This window comes from Halomonas sp. KM-1, assembly GCF_000246875.1.
GTDB classification, from domain to species: Bacteria; Pseudomonadota; Gammaproteobacteria; order Pseudomonadales; family Halomonadaceae; genus Halomonas; species Halomonas aerodenitrificans.
This window is the reverse complement of the sequence record NZ_BAEU01000073.1, coordinates 1-17314: the sequence shown is the minus strand read 5'-3', so window position 1 is coordinate 17314 and position 17314 is coordinate 1. Positions and strand designations below refer to the sequence as shown.

Below are 17314 nucleotides of genomic sequence, written 5' to 3'. Positions count from 1 at the left end.
TCGCCCATCACCGTCACGCCGATGGCCAGCTGACCCCGTGTCACGTCACCGCCCACCAGGGCGGTATTGCTGGCCTCGCACAGCGCATGGAACCCTCTCGCGAACTGCGCCAGCCAGGCTTCCTCGTTGTGCTCGAGCGCCAGCGCCATGAGGCACCAGCGCGGCTCCGCGCCCATCGCCGCCAGATCGCTGAGACTCACCGCCAACGCCCGATAGCCGATCGCCTCGGCCGGGGCATCGGCGGGAAAGTGGACGTTCGCCACCGAGGTGTCGACGCTTACCGCCAGTTGCCGCCCCGGGCGCGGGGCGAGCAGCGCGCAGTCGTCACCCACACCCAGCGGCACGCCGGCATCGGGGCCGGGTGCAACGGGAGTGAAATAGCGGGCGATCAGTTCGAATTCACTGGCCACCGGGGCACCTTCAGCCGCGACGGGCCCTGACCTCGGCGCTACGCAACCGGGCGGCCAGCTTGTCGAGGATGCCATTGACGTACTTGTGGCCATCGGTGGCGCCGAAGGACTTGGCCAGCTCGACGCCTTCGTTGATCGCCACACGATAAGGCACGTCCAGTCGACGACTCAGCTCGTAGGCGCCCAGGCGCAGAATGGCCAGCTCGATGGGGTCGAGTTCCACCAGGCGGCGGTCGAGCAGCGGTGCGATGGCGGCGTCCAGGTCCTCACGGAAGCGCACCACGTTGTGCAGCAGTTCATGGAACAGAGCCAGGTCGGCGATCTGCATCACCTTGGCCCAGTTCTCGTGATCCTCGAGGTCGTCGTCGGGCAGCTGGCTGCGGAACTCGGCCTCGATGGCGGTGGTCGACTTGCCGGTCATGTGCCACTGATAGAGCCCCTGGACGGCCAGCTCACGGGCCGCTCGCCGCGCTTGCTGGCCCGCGGATGGGGGGCGTTGCGGGCGCGTTCCACTCATGAAGCGTCTCCGTTCTCGCCGCTGTCGCCGAAGCCGCGCAGCAGAGAGACCATTTCCATGGCGGCCATGGCCGCTTCGGCGCCCTTGTTGCCGGCCTTGGTGCCGGAGCGCTCGATGGCCTGTTCAATGGTGTTGACCGTCAGCACGCCGTTAGCGATGGGTGTATCGAACTCGAGCTGCAGATTGCCCAGCGCTGCATTGCAACCGCCCGCCACGTACTCGAAGTGGGGCGTGCCGCCACGGATCACCGCTCCCAGGGCGATCACCGCGTCGGGGCGCGCCACCTGCAGGGCACGCTTGACGGCCAGCGGCAGTTCCCAGGCGCCGGGTACGTGGACGATATCGATGTTCTCGGCGTCCACACCATGGCGCACCAGGCTGTCCACGGCGCCCTCGACGAGGCTGTCGACCACATGATGGTTGAAACGGCCTACCACGATCACGTAGCGACCATCGACGTCGACGAAGTTGCCTTCCAGTTGAGACAGGGTATGCATTGCTAGTTCCTGATGAAAATGGTCCTGCTGGATACGGTATCAATCCCGCTGAAGCCGAGCGAGCCGGTGCAAGCGAACACCCCACCGGCCCTTTGTTTTTTGGCGCGCCGCTCAGCCTTCGGCGTCGATTTCCCGCTCGCCCGGCGCGATCAGCTCGACCACTTCCAGGTCGAAGCCGGAGAGTGCCGAGAACTTCCACGGCGAGCTGAGCAGACGCATGCGCCCCACACCGAGATGGCGCAGGATCTGCGAGCCGGTACCGATGGTGAGGTAATTGCCGGCACCATCGGAGTCGCTGGTGCGCGGCAGACGCCGGCGCTCCAGGAAGACGTCGAACTGATCGCGAAAGTCCTGGTGCGGGCGGCCATCGTCGAGCAGCACGAAAACGCCATGCTCGACTCGAGCGATCTCTTCCAGCGCGCTGTGGGTCGTCCAGTTGCGGCTCTCGCTCTTCTGCAGCCCCAGCAAGTCGCGCATGGTATCGGCCAGGTGCACCCGTACCGTGGTCAGGGTTTCCGGCGTCGGATGCCCCTTCACCAGCGCCACGTGGTGCGCGTTCTGGATGCGGTCGTGGAAGACATGCAGGGTCAACTTGCCCACCGCCGTGTCGACCAGGGTGGACTCCACCGGCTCCACGGTCTGTTCATTGTGTATACGGTAGTGGATCAGATCGGCAATGGTGCCCATCTTGATGCCGTGCTCGGCGGCGAAGCGCTCCAGTTCCGGACGCCGCGCCATGCTGCCGTCGTCGTTCATGATCTCGCAGATCACGCCGCTGGGATCGCAGCCGGCCAGGGCGGCGAGGTCGCAGGCCGCTTCGGTATGACCGGCACGGCGCAGCACGCCACCGGGCTCGGCCATCAGCGGGAAGATGTGGCCGGGCTGCACGATATCCTCGGCACGGGCATTGCGCGCGGCGGCCACTTGCACGGTGCGCGCGCGGTCGGCAGCGGAGATACCGGTGGTGACGCCTTCCGCGGCCTCGATGGAGAGCGTGAACTTGGTACCGAAACCGGAGCCGTTGTCGCTCACCATCAGCGGCAGCTTGAGCCGCTCGCAGCGTTCACGGGTCATAGGCATGCAGATCAGGCCGCGCGCATGGCGCGCCATGAAGTTGATATGCTCGGCCTCGACCTTCTCCGCGGCCATGATGATATCGCCTTCATTCTCGCGATCCTCATCATCCATGAGGATCACCATCTTGCCCTGACGAATGTCCTCGATCAGGTCTTCGATGGGAGCCAGGCCCGTATGGGAAGATTGCACGCTGGAATCTCCGAATGTTCGAACGACTTCATGGGCGATACTGCACCGCAACAGAACATTGCCGTCAAATCGCACCACGTTGAATGGGCGTCAGAGTACATTGGCGCGGCTTCGGGCGCCAGTAGTGAGCACATTGGCGCCCCCCACATGTGGACAGCTCCGGGACGAGGCCGCCGGGGAGGCGCTGTGAATCCTTCCCTGGACGCTATTTTTTCCATCCATGGAAAAAAACCTCCCCTGCGCCCTGCCCCGAAGCTGATGATGCAGAAGCTGCTCCTCAGTCTTGCCTGCGCTCCGGCCGCGCAGTGATCCGCCAATCGCGGCCCACAGCGCGCATGTCGAGAATCTCCAGCGGACGCTGCTGGGCCATGCGCGTCAATCCCGGCAAAGCGAACAGCGGACGCGCCTCGCCGCCCAGCAGGGTCGGCGCGACGAACAGCTGCATCTCGTCGACCAGGCCGGCATCGAGCATGGCGCCGGCGAGCGTGGCTCCGGTTTCCAACAGCAGCTCGTTGACCAGCTCCTGCTCGGACAGGTAGCGCAGCAACGCAGCCAGATCGACACGACCGTCGTCACCGGTAGGCAACACCAGCACTTCGGCGCCGGCCGCCTCGAGCCGCGAGCGGCGCTCGGGATCATATCCCGATACGGTAGCCACCAGGGTGCGTCCCGGCTCACGCAGGCAGGCGGCTGCCTGGGGCAGCCGCAGTTGGGTATCGACCACCACGCGCAGTGGCTGACGTTCGGCGATGACCTCGGCATCGTCGAGGCCGAGCTGCGCCGCCCGCACCGTGAGCCGCGAATTGTCGAAGATGATCGAGTCGACGCCGGTCATGATCGCGCTGGCGCTGGCCCGCAGCCGCTGCACTTCAGCTCGCGCGTGGGGGCCGGTGATCCACTGGGACTCTCCCGACTGCATGGCGGTGCGGCCATCCAGGCTCATGGCCATCTTCAGACGCACGAAGGGCCGCCGACGGGTCATGCGTGAGATGAAGCCGGGGTTGAGCGCTTGCGCTTCCGCTTCGAGCAGACCCACCGTCACCTCGATGCCCGCCTCGCGCAGCATGGCGATACCCCGCCCCGCCACTTCGGGATTGGGGTCCTGCATGGCCACCACCACCCGCTTGACGCCGGCCTCGGTCAGTGCCACGGCACAGGGGCCGGTTCGGCCATGATGGGAGCAAGGTTCCAGAGTCACGTAGGCGGTGGCACCGCGAGCGGCCGCCTGTGCCATGTTCAGCGCATGCACCTCGGCATGAGGTTCCCCGGCACGCTCGTGCCAGCCCTCACCGACCATCTTCCTGTTCTTGACCAGAACGCAGCCCACCCGCGGGTTGGGGTGGGTGGTGTAGCGTCCGCGGCGGGCGAGTTGCAGCGCTCGTGCCATCCATGCGGCATCGGTCGGCTTGGCCATGCTCTCCTCGTTCAACTGGGCAGGTTGGCTATGCTCGGCGGCAGGCAGCTTGGAGATAAAGCCTATTCTTCGGCGGTACCCGGCGGAAACCCCGGCTCCTGGGCCAGCCGATCGATCTCGGCCCGAAATTCGTCGATATCCTGGAAGCGACGGTAGACCGAGGCGAAACGAATGTAGGCGACCTGATCGAGGCGCTTGAGCGCCTGCATTACGGCCTCGCCGATGTCGCGGGCCTGGATCTCGCGCTCGCCGCTCGCCCTCAGCCGATGGCGTATGCGCTCGACGGCGGCCTCGATGGCCTCGGCGCTGACGGGGCGCTTCTCCAGCGCACGCAGCATGCCGGCGCGCAGCTTGTGCTCGTCGAAGGTCTCGCGGGAACCGTCGGATTTCACCACCCGAGGCATGACCAGCTCAGCGGTCTCATAGGTGGTGAAGCGCTCACCACAGTCGGTGCACTGGCGGCGACGGCGCACCTGGTCGCCGTCCGCCACCAGGCGGGAGTCGGTCACGCGGGTATCATGGGCGCCGCAGAAAGGGCAATGCATGGTATCGATCCGAACGTGAAGCGGGGCGACACGAGGTCGCGCGTGAGTCACAAATGTGAGCCAATTGACCCGATATTGTACCCACTCCCCCGCTGATCGCCCAGCACACAGGTCAAGCCGGCATGCCGGGCGCTCGATTCGGCGTCAGTGACGGTGCCCTTCTCCATGATCATGATCATGGTCGTGGTCATGGTCGTGGTCGTGGTCGTGAGCATCACCATGGCCGTGATGCCCCTCAGCACTCACCTCGATACGCTTGACGGGCGCCGTGATCTGCTGGGACTCACCCGTGTCGAAGCGCAGCTCGATCTCGACGGGCTCCCCCTCCACCAGCGGAGCAGTCAGCCCGATCAGCATCAGGTGCAAGCCACCGGGTGCCAGCGCGACCGACTCGCCTGCAGGCACGACGATCTCGGTGACCTTGCGCATCTGCATCACACCATCGACGTCTTCGTGGTTGTGCAGTTCCATGACCTCGGCAGCGGGCGAGTCTGCCTCGACCAGGGTCACGTCCTGCTCCCCTGGGTTACGCAGCGTCATGAAGGCAGCCGAGGCCTGCGAGCCGGGGGGCACGGCGCGTACCTGGGCCTCTTCGACGAGCAGCGACTCGGCAAGGGCCGTCAATGACACCAGCGACAGGCCGGCAGTGAGCAAGAGTGAACGGACCAGCACCATAATGAAACTCCTTGTTGTATCGTTGGCGTGCGCCAGGGAATCAGGCAAACAGCTTACTACGATGTCGTGCGTCAGGAGACCGGATGCGTCAACCCGACACGCTCGGCTTCCCAGCGGCAAGATGAACCTGCGCTCGTTGCGGGAGTCCATCGCAGAGACGCTTCATCCGAAGTAAATCCACCCAAGGAACCCCACATGGCACTTCGCTTCACGCTGCTCATGGCCACCCTGGCCCCCCTGGCTGTCGTCTCGGCGGTGCATGCCGACGAATGGCCTGGCCCGGTTCAGGCCTTGGTCGAGGAAGGACTCGAGATTCACGGCGAATTCGAGGCGCCCGGCGGACTAGCCGGCTATGCCGCCAGCCATCAGGGTCGCGAGATGACCGTATACGTCACGGCCGATGGCCAACATGCCATCGTCGGTACCATGATCGATGCCGAGGGCAACGATCTCTCCGAGGCTCCCCTAGACGAGCTGGTCAGAGCCCCTCAGGAGGGCCAGGTCTGGCAGCAGCTGGAGCAGAGCCACTGGATTCAGGACGGTCAGGAAGACGCGCCTCGCGTGCTGTACACCTTCACCGACCCCAACTGTCCCTACTGCCGACAGTTCTGGGAGCAGGCCCGCCCCTGGGTCGAGGCCGGTGAGGTTCAGCTGCGCCACGTCATGGTGGGTATCATGCAACCGGACAGCCCGGCCAAGGCTTCCGCCCTGCTGGGCGCCGAGGATCCCGAGGCCGCCTTGCACGACCACAGCGGCGGCGACAGCGTGGCTCCCTCGGCCCAGCCCCGCCATATCGAGGATAAGGTGTATCGCAACAATCAGCTGTTCGACGAGCTCGGGCTTTATGCCACCCCGACCACGGTCTATCGCCACGAGGGGCGGCTGCAGCGTGTAGACGGCATGCCGAATGAGGCGAGGTTGCACGAGATGATGGGCGGCGAGGCCCCCTGAACCATTGCGACGACAGGACGACCCCGCTGACGCAGCGCGGGGTCGCCACTTGAATCACCCTCGAGCGGGTAGCGCCCGGGCCAGGAACCAGCCCGCTACCATGGCCACGAGCATGGCGAACAGCGGCGCGGTGAGCCCGGCAATGGCGGCGATGGCCGGTCCGGGGCAGTAGCCGGAAAGCCCCCAGCCGACGCCGAACAGGGCGGCACCACCGATCAGCCGTGTGTCCAGGTCCTGGCGGGTCGGCAACTGGAAGGTCTCGCCGAGCATCGGCCGCTCCCGGCGAAATACCAGCCGGTAACCAACGAAGGTCGTCACCACGGCGCCCCCCAGCACGAACATCAGCGTGGGGTCCCAGGCACCGAAGATATCGAGAAAGCCGAGCACGCGGGCGGGATCGGTCATGCCGGCAAGTGCCAGGCCCAGGCCGAACATCAGCCCGGCGATATAACCCATGAGCGTCTTCATGCGCCACCTCCGAGCACGTGCCGTACGACATAGACGGTGACGATGGCGCAGATCAGGAAGGTCAGCGTGGCCACCAGCGAGCGCGGCGACAGCCGAGCCAGGCCACAAACACCGTGACCGCTGGTGCAGCCACTGCCCAGACCGGTGCCCACGCCCACCAGCAGCCCCGCCACCAGCATCAGCCCCACCCCACCGGCGGGCGGACCGACCACTTCTCCGGGCGCACCGGCCACATTGCCCAGCCCACCGCCCGACAGCATGAGCAGCAGCGGGCCGCTGACCAGGCCTAGCATGAAGGCCACGCGCCAGGCGCTATCCCCCTTAGGCAGCGTCGTCACCAGGCTCCCGACGATGCCGCTGATGCCGGCGATGCGGCCCAGCGTTGCCATCAGCCATACGGCCGATAGGCCGATCAGCACACCCCCTGCCAGCCCCTGCAGACCTGCCGTCCAATCCATCTCTAGCTCCTTCGTGTGTCGTCGTTGATCAATGGCTTGGGTTGTCCTGCGCTCACCGGACCGACGCTGCCACAGGAGAGCCCCGGCACAGCGTCTTCACCACGCAGCGAGCGCCAGGCGTCAAAAGTGCTCAGGTAAACCTGACCGGTCAGCTCACGACAGAAGCGGGTATGCTGCAGTCGATCCATCACCGGCCCCTTCACCTCCGCCAGATGCAGCCTGACCTCGGCATCGCGCAGGCGGGCATTGATCACCTCGAGACTTTCCAGGGCCGAGGCGTCGATGACGTTCACTGCCTGACAGGTCAGCACGATATGCCGCAGCCCAGGCTGACGTGCAGCCAGCGCCATGACCGTGTCCTCGAGGTAGCGCGAGTTGGCGAAATAGAGACTCTCGTCGACCCGCAGAATGGCCAACTCAGCGTCGGTTTCGACCTGATGCCGTTCCACGTTGCGGAAGTGCTCGGTACCCGGAACGCGTCCTACCACGGCACTGTGAGGACGGCTCGTATAGTAGAGATGCAGCGCCAGCGAGAGCCCCACGCCTGCCAGGATGCCTGTCTCGACCCCCACACCGAGCGTCAAGCCGATGGTGACGAGCATGGCCATGGCATCGCAGCGGGAATACTCCCAGTTCCTGCGAATGGCGGCAACATCCACCAGAGACAGCACTGCCACGATGATGGTAGCCGCCAGGGTCGCAATCGGCAGATGAGCGATCAGCGGCGTCAACAGCAATGCCGCCGCGGCGATGCCTAACGCCGTGAAAGCGCCTGCCGCGGGCGTCTGGGCGCCGGCGTCGAAATTCACGACCGAACGGGCGAAGCCGCCGGTAACAGGCATACCGCCGGTGAAGGAAGCGGCGATGTTCGAGGTTCCCAACCCGATGAGCTCCTGGTCGGGGTCGATACGCTGCCGCCGCTTGGCGGCAAGGGTCTGACCCACCGATACCGACTCGACGAAGCCGATGATGCTGATCAACAGCGCCGCCACCCACAACTGACTCCACAGACCGCTATCGAAAGCCGGCAGGGTCAGCGGCGGCAGGCCCGCAGGTACCGTGCCCACCACGGCAACGCCCTTGGCATTCAGCCCCAGCCACCAGCTCGCCAGTGTCGTTACCGCCACGGCGATGATTGGCGCGGCCTTGGTCAACGTCTCCGCCGGTCGCGGCGGCATGCCTGCACGCTCGAGGCCCGGCTTGAGCCAACGCCTGGCGGCATATAGGAATACCAGCACGGAAAAGCCGACTGTCAGCGTTGGCAGGTGTAGGTCGCCGAGACCAACGGCCAGGCTGTTCAGCCAGTCGAGCAGATTGTGTCCTTTGGCCGCCACGCCCAGCACGTGCCCCAGCTGACTGGCCGCAATGAGCAGACCGGTGGCGGTGATGAACCCCGAGATCACAGGGTGGCTCAAGAAGTTGGCCAGAAAGCCTAACCTGGCCACGCCCATCAGGGTCAGGACGAGCCCCGACATCAGTGCCAGCACCAGAGCAGCACCGAGATACTCCGGCGTGCCCTGGGGGGCCACCTGCCCCACCGCCGCTGCCGTCATCAGCGACACCACCGCTACCGGCCCCACCGCCAGGGTGCGGCTGGTGCCGAAGACGGCGTAGATCACCAGCGGCGCGATGCTGGCATAGAGCCCCACCTCCGGCGGCAGTCCGGCCAGCATGGCGTAGGCCAGCGACTGCGGGATCAACATGACGGTGACGATCACCGCCGCCAGCAGGTCGCTGCCCAAGGTCGCCCGACCGTAGCCGGGCAACCACTGCAGGATGGGAAGGTAGCGCTTGGGATTCACGCGACGCGCCTCAGAACTTGTCGATCGGCACCTTGAGATAGACCTGGCCGTTGTCCTCCGGGGGCGGCATGTGACCGGCACGCATGTTGACCTGAACCGAGGGCAGGATCAGGCGCGGCATGTCGAGGGTGGCGTCACGCTCGGTGCGCATGTGGACGAACGCTTCCTCGCTGATCCCCTCACGCACGTGAACGTTATGCGCACGCTGCTCGGCCACCGTGGTCTCGTGCTGATACTGCTCGCGATCCGGCGTCTTGTAGTCATGGCAGAGAAAGAGGCGCGTTTCGTCCGGCAGCGCCAGCACCTTCTGGATCGAGCGATAAAGGGTGCGGGCATCGCCACCGGGAAAGTCACAGCGGGCGGTGCCATAGTCGGGCATGAACAGGGTGTCGCCGACGAAGGCGGCATCGCCGATCACATAGGTGAGGCAAGCCGGCGTATGGCCCGGCGTATGCAGCACCCGTCCTTCCATATTGCCGATGGCGAAGGTATCACCTTCCTCGAAGAGGCAGTCGAACTGACTGCCGTCGCGGGCGAACTCGGTGCCGGCGTTGAAGACCTTGCCGAAGACCTCCTGCACCACGGTGATCCTGGCACCGATACCGGTCCTGCCGCCCAGTTTCTCGTGCAGGTAGGGAGCGGCAGAGAGGTGATCGGCGTGGACGTGGGTCTCGAGGATCCATTCCACGTTCAGCCCTTCCCGGCAGATGAATGCAATGATGGCATCCGCCGAGCGGGTGTCGGTGCGTCCCGCGGCGTAATCGAAGTCGAGCACCGAATCGATGATGGCACAGGCGCTGCTGCCTGGCTCCCTCACCACATAGCTGAAAGTGTTGGTGGGCTCGTCGAAGAAGTGGGTCACGATCGGCTTGGACATGGGGCCATTCCTCCGCTGTACGTCATTGCCGGGTATGATGACAGCATACATCAAATCTAGTTATATTATTAGGCTTTTTTGTTATATAAAGCCTGCGACACAAAATCCATGACGATCAGCGATGCAGACACCCAAGCGAGGCCAAACGCTGACGCGATGGACCTCGCCATGAGCGTGTCGATGGCGTCACTTCTTCAGCTTGCAGGTATTGATGCCAAGCAGTTGGTAGGCCGGGCAGAAATTGAACAACCCGGTTGCCAACGGCACCACGCCAATCCAACCCCAGGCGCCGATGCTCCCGGTCAAGGCCAGACCGATCAGCACCGCACCGACGACGATGCGCGCCACCTTGTCGATACCGCCAACGTTGCTCTTCATGTCTTCACCTCACTGTCATGGTTCAGAAGCTGAATACCGGAATACTCAAGTCACGCATCATTTCGGCAATGCGGCCTGGAGCCGCCACGCCGATGCCTTCGCGCAGGTCGCTTTGGGCATAGTCGCTGTTGGGCAGGTAGATGGCGCATACATCGACCTGGGCCCCCTGATTGACCAGCATTTGCAGAATCCCCTCCGGGGTCACCTGTCCCGCCGGGTTCTCTGGTGGGGTATTGATCGGCGCGGAGCTGGCGTAGCTCCTGACCGCAAGGTCGCCGGCAGCATCGCAGAGCAGAAGCGACAACTCGGTGCCTTGCTGCTGCATGGCATTGGCAAGAATCATTGCCATGCCTTGGGTTTGCAGGGACTCGCTGGTAAGGATCACCAAGGCTCGATCGGCGGCAGCACCATGCTCAGCGTCAGCCCCGCTGGAACCGTCGGCCGACACTGCACCAGACAACCCGATCAAGGCTCCTGCGGCCAGGAAGAAGCTCGTTCTGATCATCGCTCGCCTCAAATTTTTAATAACAAAATGGAATATTTTAATAACCAAGATTCAATCAAAGCGTAGCCTAAATAGCTTCATCTCTTAAGAGGAAAGAGAGGGATAATTGACCCATATCAATTTTTTACTGACTCCCGGCCTTGCCATGCCGTACTGACAGCGCCTTCAGCAGAACGAAAAAAGGCCGCACGCAGCGGCCTGGTAATGGAAATATGCAGTGAACTGGGAAAGCGCTTTCCTAGAGCTGAATACGGTCGCCGTAGCCCGGCACTTGCGCTTCGATACCGCTCTCCTCCAAGGCGTGCTTGAGCACCTGCTGGGTTTCAGGCTCGCCATGCACCAGGTAGAAACGTGGCTTGTCGCGGAAGGCACCGGCCCAGCCGATCAGTTGGCTCTGCCCAGCATGGGCGGAGAAGCCGCCAATGGTGTGCACCTTCGCCTTCACCGCAAGCTCCTGCCCGAGAACACGCACCTTCTCGGCTCCGTCTACGAGCTGGCGCCCCAGCGTGCCGGCCGCCTGGAAGCCGACGATCACCAGGCGGGTGTTGGGTTTTTCGAGGTTGTAGCGGAAATGATGAACGATACGTCCACCGGTGCACATGCCCGCCCCGGCAATGATGATCGCCCCGCCGTGAATGCGGTTGATCGCCATGGACTCCTCCACCGTGCGCGTCATGCGTAGGATCGGCAGGTAACGGCCAGTATCGCCGCTGGCTGCGATGTTGAGCACCTTGAGGTCTTCGGCATCAAGACTCTTGCGGGCACGGTGGTAGAGTTCGGTGACCTTGATCGCCATGGGGCTATCGAGGAACACCATCTGCTGACGCAATCGGCCCGCGTGGTAGAGCACACTGAGGTGATAGAGGATCTCCTGGGTTCGGCCCACGGCGAAAGCGGGAATGAGTACGTTACCTCCGCTGGCGTGGGCCTCCTCCAGCACTTGGGCAAACTCTTCGAGCGTCTCTTCCAGGGGGCGGTGGTCGCGATCGCCGTAGGTGCTCTCCATCAGCACCACATCGGCTTCGAAGAGCTTTTCCGGCTCCTTCATGAGTACCGAGCTCGGGTTTCCCAGGTCGCCGGAAAAGACGATCCGCTTGGTCTGCCCGCCGGATGGCACCGCCAGCTCGACGATCGCCGAACCGAGGATATGACCGGCATCGCGAAATATCAGCGTCGCTCCACCCGGCAACGGGATGGGCTGGCCATACCCATGAGACTTGCACTGCTGCAGTGTGCGCTCCACGTCCGCCAACTCGTACAGCGGCTCGAGCAGCGGCTTGTCGTTGCGCTTACGCCACTTGTTTTCCCACTCGACGTCCTTGGCCATGATGAAGGCGGCATCCTCGAGCATGATCTCGAGCAGGTCCCGCGTACCGCGTGTGCAGTGAATAGGGCCGCTGTAGCCTTCCCGCACCAGTTTGGGCAGCAGCCCAGCATGATCCAGATGGCCGTGGGACAGGACCACGGCATCGAGCTGCCTCGCCAGGCTGCCGAATGGCTTGGCATTGGCCTCGTCGGCACTCTTGCCGCCCTGGTGCAGCCCACACTCCAGCAACACACGATAGGAACGGTCGGTCCCTTCCATCTCGATGAGATACCGGGAACCGGTGACTTCACCGACAGCCCCTTGAAACGTCAACGTCGACATAAGCGTATGGTCCACCAAAGTTCATTGCTTGCTTCAAGCATAACGGAAGGCGAGCCCGCCGGCTGAGCCGAAACACCGGCACGGGTCAAGATTAGCGCAGCCAGCGCAGCACAAACGCAGAGCCCCGCGCCGTCTTGGACGGCGCGGGGCTCTACTATCCGAAAAGGTCGTTCAGCGTATCAGCGATAGACCGGGAAGCGCGCGCAGACGGCCTCCACCTTGCCCTTCACCTCGCCTTCGATGGCGGCAGTATCCTCACCCTTGGCCATGACGTCGAGGATGTCGCAGATCCAGCCGGCCAGCTCGCGGCATTCACCTTCACCGAAGCCGCGGGTGGTCACGGCCGGGGTGCCGATGCGCAGACCGGAGGTCACGAACGGGCTCTGCGGATCGCCAGGCACCGCATTCTTGTTGACGGTGATGTGGGCGCGGCCCAGGGCAGCGTCAGCATCCTTGCCGGTCAGGCCCTGCTTGATAAGCGAGAGCAGGAACAGGTGATCCTCGGTGCCACCGGAAACGATGTCGTAGCCGCGCTCGATAAACACACCGGCCATGGTCTGGGCGTTCTTGACCACCTGCTGCTGATAGCTCTTGAAGCCGGGCTCCATGGCCTCCTTGAAACACACCGCCTTGGCGGCGATGACGTGCTCCAGCGGGCCACCCTGACCGCCGGGGAACACGGCCGACTGCAGCTTCTTCTCGATCTCTTCGTTGCCTTCGGCGGAAAGGATCAGGCCACCGCGCGGGCCGCGCAGGGTCTTGTGGGTGGTGGTAGTGACCACATGGGCGTGGGGCAGCGGGCTCGGATAGACCCCGGCCGCCACCAGGCCGGCGATGTGGGCCATGTCGACCAGAAGGAAGGCGCCCACTTCATCGGCAATCTCGCGGAACTTGGCCCAGTCGATGATCTGGGAGTAGGCGGAGAAGCCGGCGATGATCATCTTGGGCTGGTGCTCACGGGCCAGACGCGCCACTTCCTCGTAATCGATGCGGCCGCTGCCGTCGATGCCGTACTGCACGGCGTTGTAGTGCTTGCCGGAGAAATTCGGCTTGGCGCCGTGGGTCAGGTGACCGCCGGCATCGAGGCTCATGCCCAGTACGGTGTCGCCCGGCTTGACCAGCGCCTGGAACACGGCGCTGTTGGCTTGGGAGCCGGAGTGGGGCTGAACGTTGGCGTAGCTGGCAGCGAACAGCTGCTTGGCGTAGTCGATGGCCAGTTGCTCGACGATGTCGACGTACTCGCAGCCGCCGTAGTAGCGCTTGCCGGGGTAGCCTTCCGCGTACTTGTTGGTCAGCTGGCTGCCCTGGGCTTCCAGAACGCGCGGGCTGGCGTAGTTCTCGGAGGCGATCAGCTCGATGTGTGCTTCCTGGCGTGCGACCTCCTTCTGCATCGCATCGAACAGGGCATCATCGAAACCGGCAATCGTCATGTCACGGCTGAACATCGGCGGCAAACCTCGCATGGGGAAATCGGGATGCGCCATGATACCCCAGCCCATGGCGGCTTTCACTTGAAAGGCCGTCATGAGCTGGTGCAGAAATTCTCATGCTTCCTTTAGCTCTAGTAAGGGAACGCTAGTCAAATCGACGAGCGAGATGAAGCGTAAGGCGCACGGAGCACAGTACCGAGCGAAGCGACAAACAGCCGAAGGCTGGCCCCGAAGGGGCGAGAAGCCGAAGGCTGCGAGTCGACCGGAGCCTATGGGGTATAGGTGAGGATTTCGACGGTCCGACGCTTCGGCACCGCGCAACGCAGCGATTCGCTCGCGCAGGCATTTGTTAGCGTTTCCTCAGCGAGTTTCGACCTTAACACTGAGCTTCCCCGGCACCCCCAACGGGTCGCTCATATAGCTGGTCACGGTGCTTTGTGCCGGCAGGGTCACACGCACGTCGAGGTGCTGCGCACTGCCCTCCAGCAGGTCGACCAATCCCACCAGGATGGCCTGGATCTCGGGGCCGAACATCATGCCGAAGCCCTGGGCCTGGGTGCGCACCTGCTCGACGTACAGCGCCTCGGTCACGCCCTCCATGGCCGCCCCCAGCGTGGCCAGGCGCGAGAACAGGCCCTGGTTGGCCAGGCTCAGGTGAATGTTACCGCCCAGCAGGGTGGCGTCTTCGAGCCACTCCATGTTGCTGAAGGCATCGCTGGGTGTCACCTCGTGCGGTAGCAGCAGCGGCAGATTGATGTCGAGCAGCAGGCTCAAGGCATCGTGTATGTCGATCTGGCTGTCGCTGATCAGCACGCTGTGTTCATCCTTCTCCTGCCAGCTGCCAAGCAAGGCGGCATCGAGGCGCAGCTCGCCGCTGCCGCCGGTCAGTACGTTGCTGACCATGCGCAGTTGGGTGCGCTCATCCTCGGGAGCGAGCTCGATCATGCGCGCCAGATCCATGTGCAACCCCTCGAGACGCACTCCACCCTTGCCGTCGTCGAAGTTGCCGTCGAGATCGAACAGGGCCAGACGAGCGACCAGCTCGGGAGACTCCACGGCCAGATCACGCAGCACCAGCGAGGCCAATTTCTCCTCGCCCTCTTTATCGATCCCGGTCAGCCCCTCCAGGCGCAGCGAACGCAGCGTGAACGACCCGGAGCCGAGCTCTTCCAGTTCATCGAAAACGCCAGCCATGCCGGAGATCTCCAGCATGCCGATCGCCTCATGGGAGAGCGACTCGCCGCGCAGCTTGTCGATGGTCATGCGACCATGGCCGCTGCTGAGCGGCGTGTCGAAGAAGATCTCCTCGGCAAGCTCCGAGGCAAGCTCGATCACGATGCCGTCGATGGCAAGGCTACCCAGGCGCACCTGCTCGGGCGTCAGCGCATCATCATGCAGCGGAAACACCGCCTGCGACGGCTCACCGAGCACGATGCGCTCGACACTCATCAGGGTCAGTTCGGTGAGGCTGTCCTCGATACGCAGGCCTTCGAGCGTGACATCGGTGGGGGCGTCGTAGTCCCCACTGACGATATAACGGTCGATCAGCAGCCGCTCGCCCTCCTCGGCCTCGAACACGATATCCTCGGCGGTGAGCCGTGAACGCAGCATGGCGCTCGAGACATCGCCGATGGAAAGCGTTCCGCCTTCGCTGAACAGCGCGCGCAGGTCGGCTTCGAAGCGCTCTGCGTCCGCCATCGCGACACCATGGGCGCCGAAGAGCGCAACGAAGACAAGGGCCTGCTTCAGGCCGATCGATCGGGGTCGGTAAAGCTTCATCGATGCCACCTCCTGTGCACTGCATCGGTCGGATAGGAAGGTGGCAAGGCACGCCGCACCACATTCGCGTTTACATAGTGTAACCGCATTCATGCAGTGCAGCGCTCAAACATCGCCGCGGGCGTTTCAACGTCGCGGCGGAGGCATCAGGCCTCTCCCAGCAGCCCCAGGCTTGCCGCCGGGGCCTGCTTGCGCAGGCCCCGCGACAGGACATGCCCGATGGCACCGATCAGCGCCGCGCCACCCAAGGGCAGCACGATCCAAAGCCATAGGTGAAGGCGCGGTGCCAGATCGAACCAGGCGATATAGATGCCGGCAGTAGCCAGCTCGGCCAGCAGCGCGCCCATCAGCCCGCTGGCCAAGCCGAGAATGGCGAACTCGGCTCCCTGCACACGGGAAATCAGGCTCTGGCCGGCGCCGAACACCCGCAGCAGGCCGCTTTCGTGAGCCCGCGCCGGACGACTGGCCGTCAAGGAGGCGTAGAGCACGCTCACCCCGGCCAGCAGCACGAAGGCCAGCACCAGCTCCACCGCCCGGGTCACCTGGGCAACGACGTCACGCACCTGGGCCAGGATGGCGTCGATGTTGAGCAGCGACACTCCGGGGAAGCGCTGCACCAGTTGGCGCAGCGTCTCGCCCTGCCCCGCCTCCAGATGGAATGCGGTGATGAAGCTGTGGCCGAAGCGCTCCAGCACCCCGGGTGGGAAGATGACGAAGAAGTTGGGCCGGAAGCTGTCCCAGTCCAGGTTGCGCAGGCTCGCCACCTCACCGACGATCTCCTCGCCGCCGATGGTGAAGGTCAGGCGATCGCCCAGCGACAGGCCCAGGCGCTCGGCCAGCCCATCCTCCAGCGAGATCGGCACCACGCTCTGCGCCGGCTCGGCATCCACCTCGCCCAGCCAGCCGTTGGGTGAGGCCTCCGCAAGCGTATCGAACCACTGGCCGGCTACCATCCGGTTGCCCTCGGGCAGCTCGGCCTGCCAGGTGAGATTGAGTTCACGACGCAGCGAGCCGTCACCGCGGGACTCCACCGGCACGGCGTCACGGGCCGACTCACCGTTGATCTCGGTAAGCCGCCCACGCACCATCGGGTAGAGCGCGGTGCGGTCGTCGGCGTTGGCCTCAAGGGCCTCGATGAATGCCTCGCGCTCGGCGGGCTGGATGTTGATGGCGAAGTAGTTGGGTGCATCCTCGGGCAACTGGTCCTGCCAGGTGGTGAGCAGGTCGCCCCGCACCATGGCGATCATGGCCATGGCGAAGAAGGTCACCGAGAAGGCGAGCAGTTGCCCCAGGCTGGCGGAACGCCGCCGCGCCAGCTGGCGCCCGCCCAGGCGCAGGGCCTGGCTCAACTCCGCTCCCTTGCCGCCCCCCTGGGGCAGACGTGCGGCAACGCGCAGTACCAGGCCGAGCAACAGACCGCCCAGACTCCACAGCACCACCAGCATGACCAGCCCGCCGACCAGCAGCGAAGCCGCCAGGCCGAAGTCGCCGGAGTAGAGCCACAGCAGACCGCCGAACACCAGGCTGGCCACCAGCACCACCAGCCAGGCTGCGGCCGGCAGCGGGTCGAGCTCGCGGCGCAGCACCTTGAGCGCGCTGACCCGTTTCAAGCGCAGCAGCGTGGGGCCGGCAAAGCCGACCAGCACCGCCAGCGCCGTCAGCACACCGAGCCACAGCGGCAGCCAGCCCGGCGG

Annotated in this window: 18 protein-coding genes; 1 reads left to right on the top strand and 17 read right to left on the bottom strand. The window is 64.5% G+C overall.

The window, feature by feature from the left end:
* The 7 genes from B8115_RS07565 to B8115_RS07535 all read right to left on the bottom strand — a co-directional run.
* Window positions 1-410 (bottom strand): thiamine-monophosphate kinase (locus B8115_RS07565; RefSeq protein WP_010627174.1); only part of this gene is annotated, 410 nt, incomplete at its 3' end.
* A 10-nt stretch (window positions 411-420) separates the two neighbouring features.
* Complete coding sequence (nusB, locus tag B8115_RS07560) at window positions 421-927, bottom strand: transcription antitermination factor NusB (protein ID WP_010627173.1); 507 nt, start codon at window positions 925-927, stop codon at window positions 421-423.
* Window positions 924-1424 carry a 6,7-dimethyl-8-ribityllumazine synthase gene (gene ribE, locus B8115_RS07555; RefSeq protein WP_010627172.1) on the bottom strand — a complete coding sequence of 167 codons (501 nt, stop codon included), beginning with the start codon at window positions 1422-1424 and terminating at the stop codon, window positions 924-926. Before ribE ends, nusB begins: the two co-directional genes overlap by 4 nt.
* Before the next feature lie 111 nt (window positions 1425-1535).
* On the bottom strand, window positions 1536-2690 hold the full coding sequence (gene ribBA, locus B8115_RS07550) for a bifunctional 3,4-dihydroxy-2-butanone-4-phosphate synthase/GTP cyclohydrolase II (protein ID WP_010627171.1): 1155 nt from the start codon (window positions 2688-2690) through the stop codon (window positions 1536-1538).
* Between the two features lie 277 nt (window positions 2691-2967).
* Window positions 2968-4104 (bottom strand): bifunctional diaminohydroxyphosphoribosylaminopyrimidine deaminase/5-amino-6-(5-phosphoribosylamino)uracil reductase RibD, encoded by a 1137-nt coding sequence (gene ribD, locus B8115_RS07545; protein ID WP_010627170.1) that lies wholly within the window; start codon window positions 4102-4104, stop codon window positions 2968-2970.
* A 62-nt stretch (window positions 4105-4166) separates the two neighbouring features.
* Window positions 4167-4649 carry a transcriptional regulator NrdR gene (nrdR, locus tag B8115_RS07540; RefSeq protein WP_010627169.1) on the bottom strand — a complete coding sequence of 161 codons (483 nt, stop codon included), beginning with the start codon at window positions 4647-4649 and terminating at the stop codon, window positions 4167-4169.
* A gap of 144 nt (window positions 4650-4793) precedes the next feature.
* Complete coding sequence (locus B8115_RS07535) at window positions 4794-5324, bottom strand: copper chaperone PCu(A)C (RefSeq protein ID WP_010627168.1); 531 nt, start codon at window positions 5322-5324, stop codon at window positions 4794-4796.
* Window positions 5325-5519: 195 nt separating this feature from the next.
* Between B8115_RS07535 and dsbG the strand changes: the two genes are divergently transcribed.
* Entirely contained in the window at window positions 5520-6275 is a 756-nt protein-coding gene (gene dsbG, locus B8115_RS07530; RefSeq protein ID WP_010627167.1) for a thiol:disulfide interchange protein DsbG, read from the top strand.
* A gap of 54 nt (window positions 6276-6329) precedes the next feature.
* Here dsbG and B8115_RS07525 read toward each other — a convergent pair whose 3' ends face one another.
* The 10 genes from B8115_RS07525 to B8115_RS07480 all read right to left on the bottom strand — a co-directional run.
* Window positions 6330-6743, bottom strand: coding sequence for a DUF6691 family protein (locus tag B8115_RS07525; RefSeq protein WP_010627166.1), 414 nt, complete (start codon window positions 6741-6743; stop codon window positions 6330-6332).
* Entirely contained in the window at window positions 6740-7234 is a 495-nt protein-coding gene (locus B8115_RS07520) for a YeeE/YedE family protein (RefSeq protein WP_234253927.1), read from the bottom strand. Before B8115_RS07520 ends, B8115_RS07525 begins: the two co-directional genes overlap by 4 nt.
* Window positions 7204-9003: a SulP family inorganic anion transporter gene (locus tag B8115_RS07515; RefSeq protein ID WP_010627164.1), complete on the bottom strand. Its 1800-nt coding sequence runs from the start codon at window positions 9001-9003 to the stop codon at window positions 7204-7206. The genes B8115_RS07520 and B8115_RS07515 overlap by 31 nt, the downstream gene beginning before the upstream one ends.
* 10 nt (window positions 9004-9013) lie before the next feature.
* The gene (locus B8115_RS07510) at window positions 9014-9880 is read right to left on the bottom strand and encodes an MBL fold metallo-hydrolase (RefSeq protein ID WP_010627163.1); all 867 of its coding nucleotides are present in this window, start codon (window positions 9878-9880) and stop codon (window positions 9014-9016) included.
* Between the two features lie 186 nt (window positions 9881-10066).
* Window positions 10067-10258 carry a DUF2892 domain-containing protein gene (locus B8115_RS07505; protein ID WP_010627162.1) on the bottom strand — a complete coding sequence of 64 codons (192 nt, stop codon included), beginning with the start codon at window positions 10256-10258 and terminating at the stop codon, window positions 10067-10069.
* Between the two features lie 22 nt (window positions 10259-10280).
* A complete protein-coding gene (locus B8115_RS07500; protein WP_010627161.1) occupies window positions 10281-10763 on the bottom strand; it encodes a hypothetical protein in 483 nt (160 codons plus the stop codon).
* A gap of 238 nt (window positions 10764-11001) precedes the next feature.
* Entirely contained in the window at window positions 11002-12411 is a 1410-nt protein-coding gene (locus B8115_RS07495) for an MBL fold metallo-hydrolase RNA specificity domain-containing protein (RefSeq protein WP_010627160.1), read from the bottom strand.
* Between the two features lie 179 nt (window positions 12412-12590).
* On the bottom strand, window positions 12591-13856 hold the full coding sequence (gene glyA, locus B8115_RS07490) for a serine hydroxymethyltransferase (RefSeq protein WP_010627159.1): 1266 nt from the start codon (window positions 13854-13856) through the stop codon (window positions 12591-12593).
* 345 nt (window positions 13857-14201) lie between these two features.
* Complete coding sequence (locus tag B8115_RS07485; protein WP_010627158.1) at window positions 14202-15620, bottom strand: hypothetical protein; 1419 nt, start codon at window positions 15618-15620, stop codon at window positions 14202-14204.
* 146 nt (window positions 15621-15766) lie between these two features.
* The coding region (locus B8115_RS07480) for an FtsX-like permease family protein (RefSeq protein WP_010627157.1) at window positions 15767-17314 on the bottom strand (1548 nt) is incomplete at its 5' end.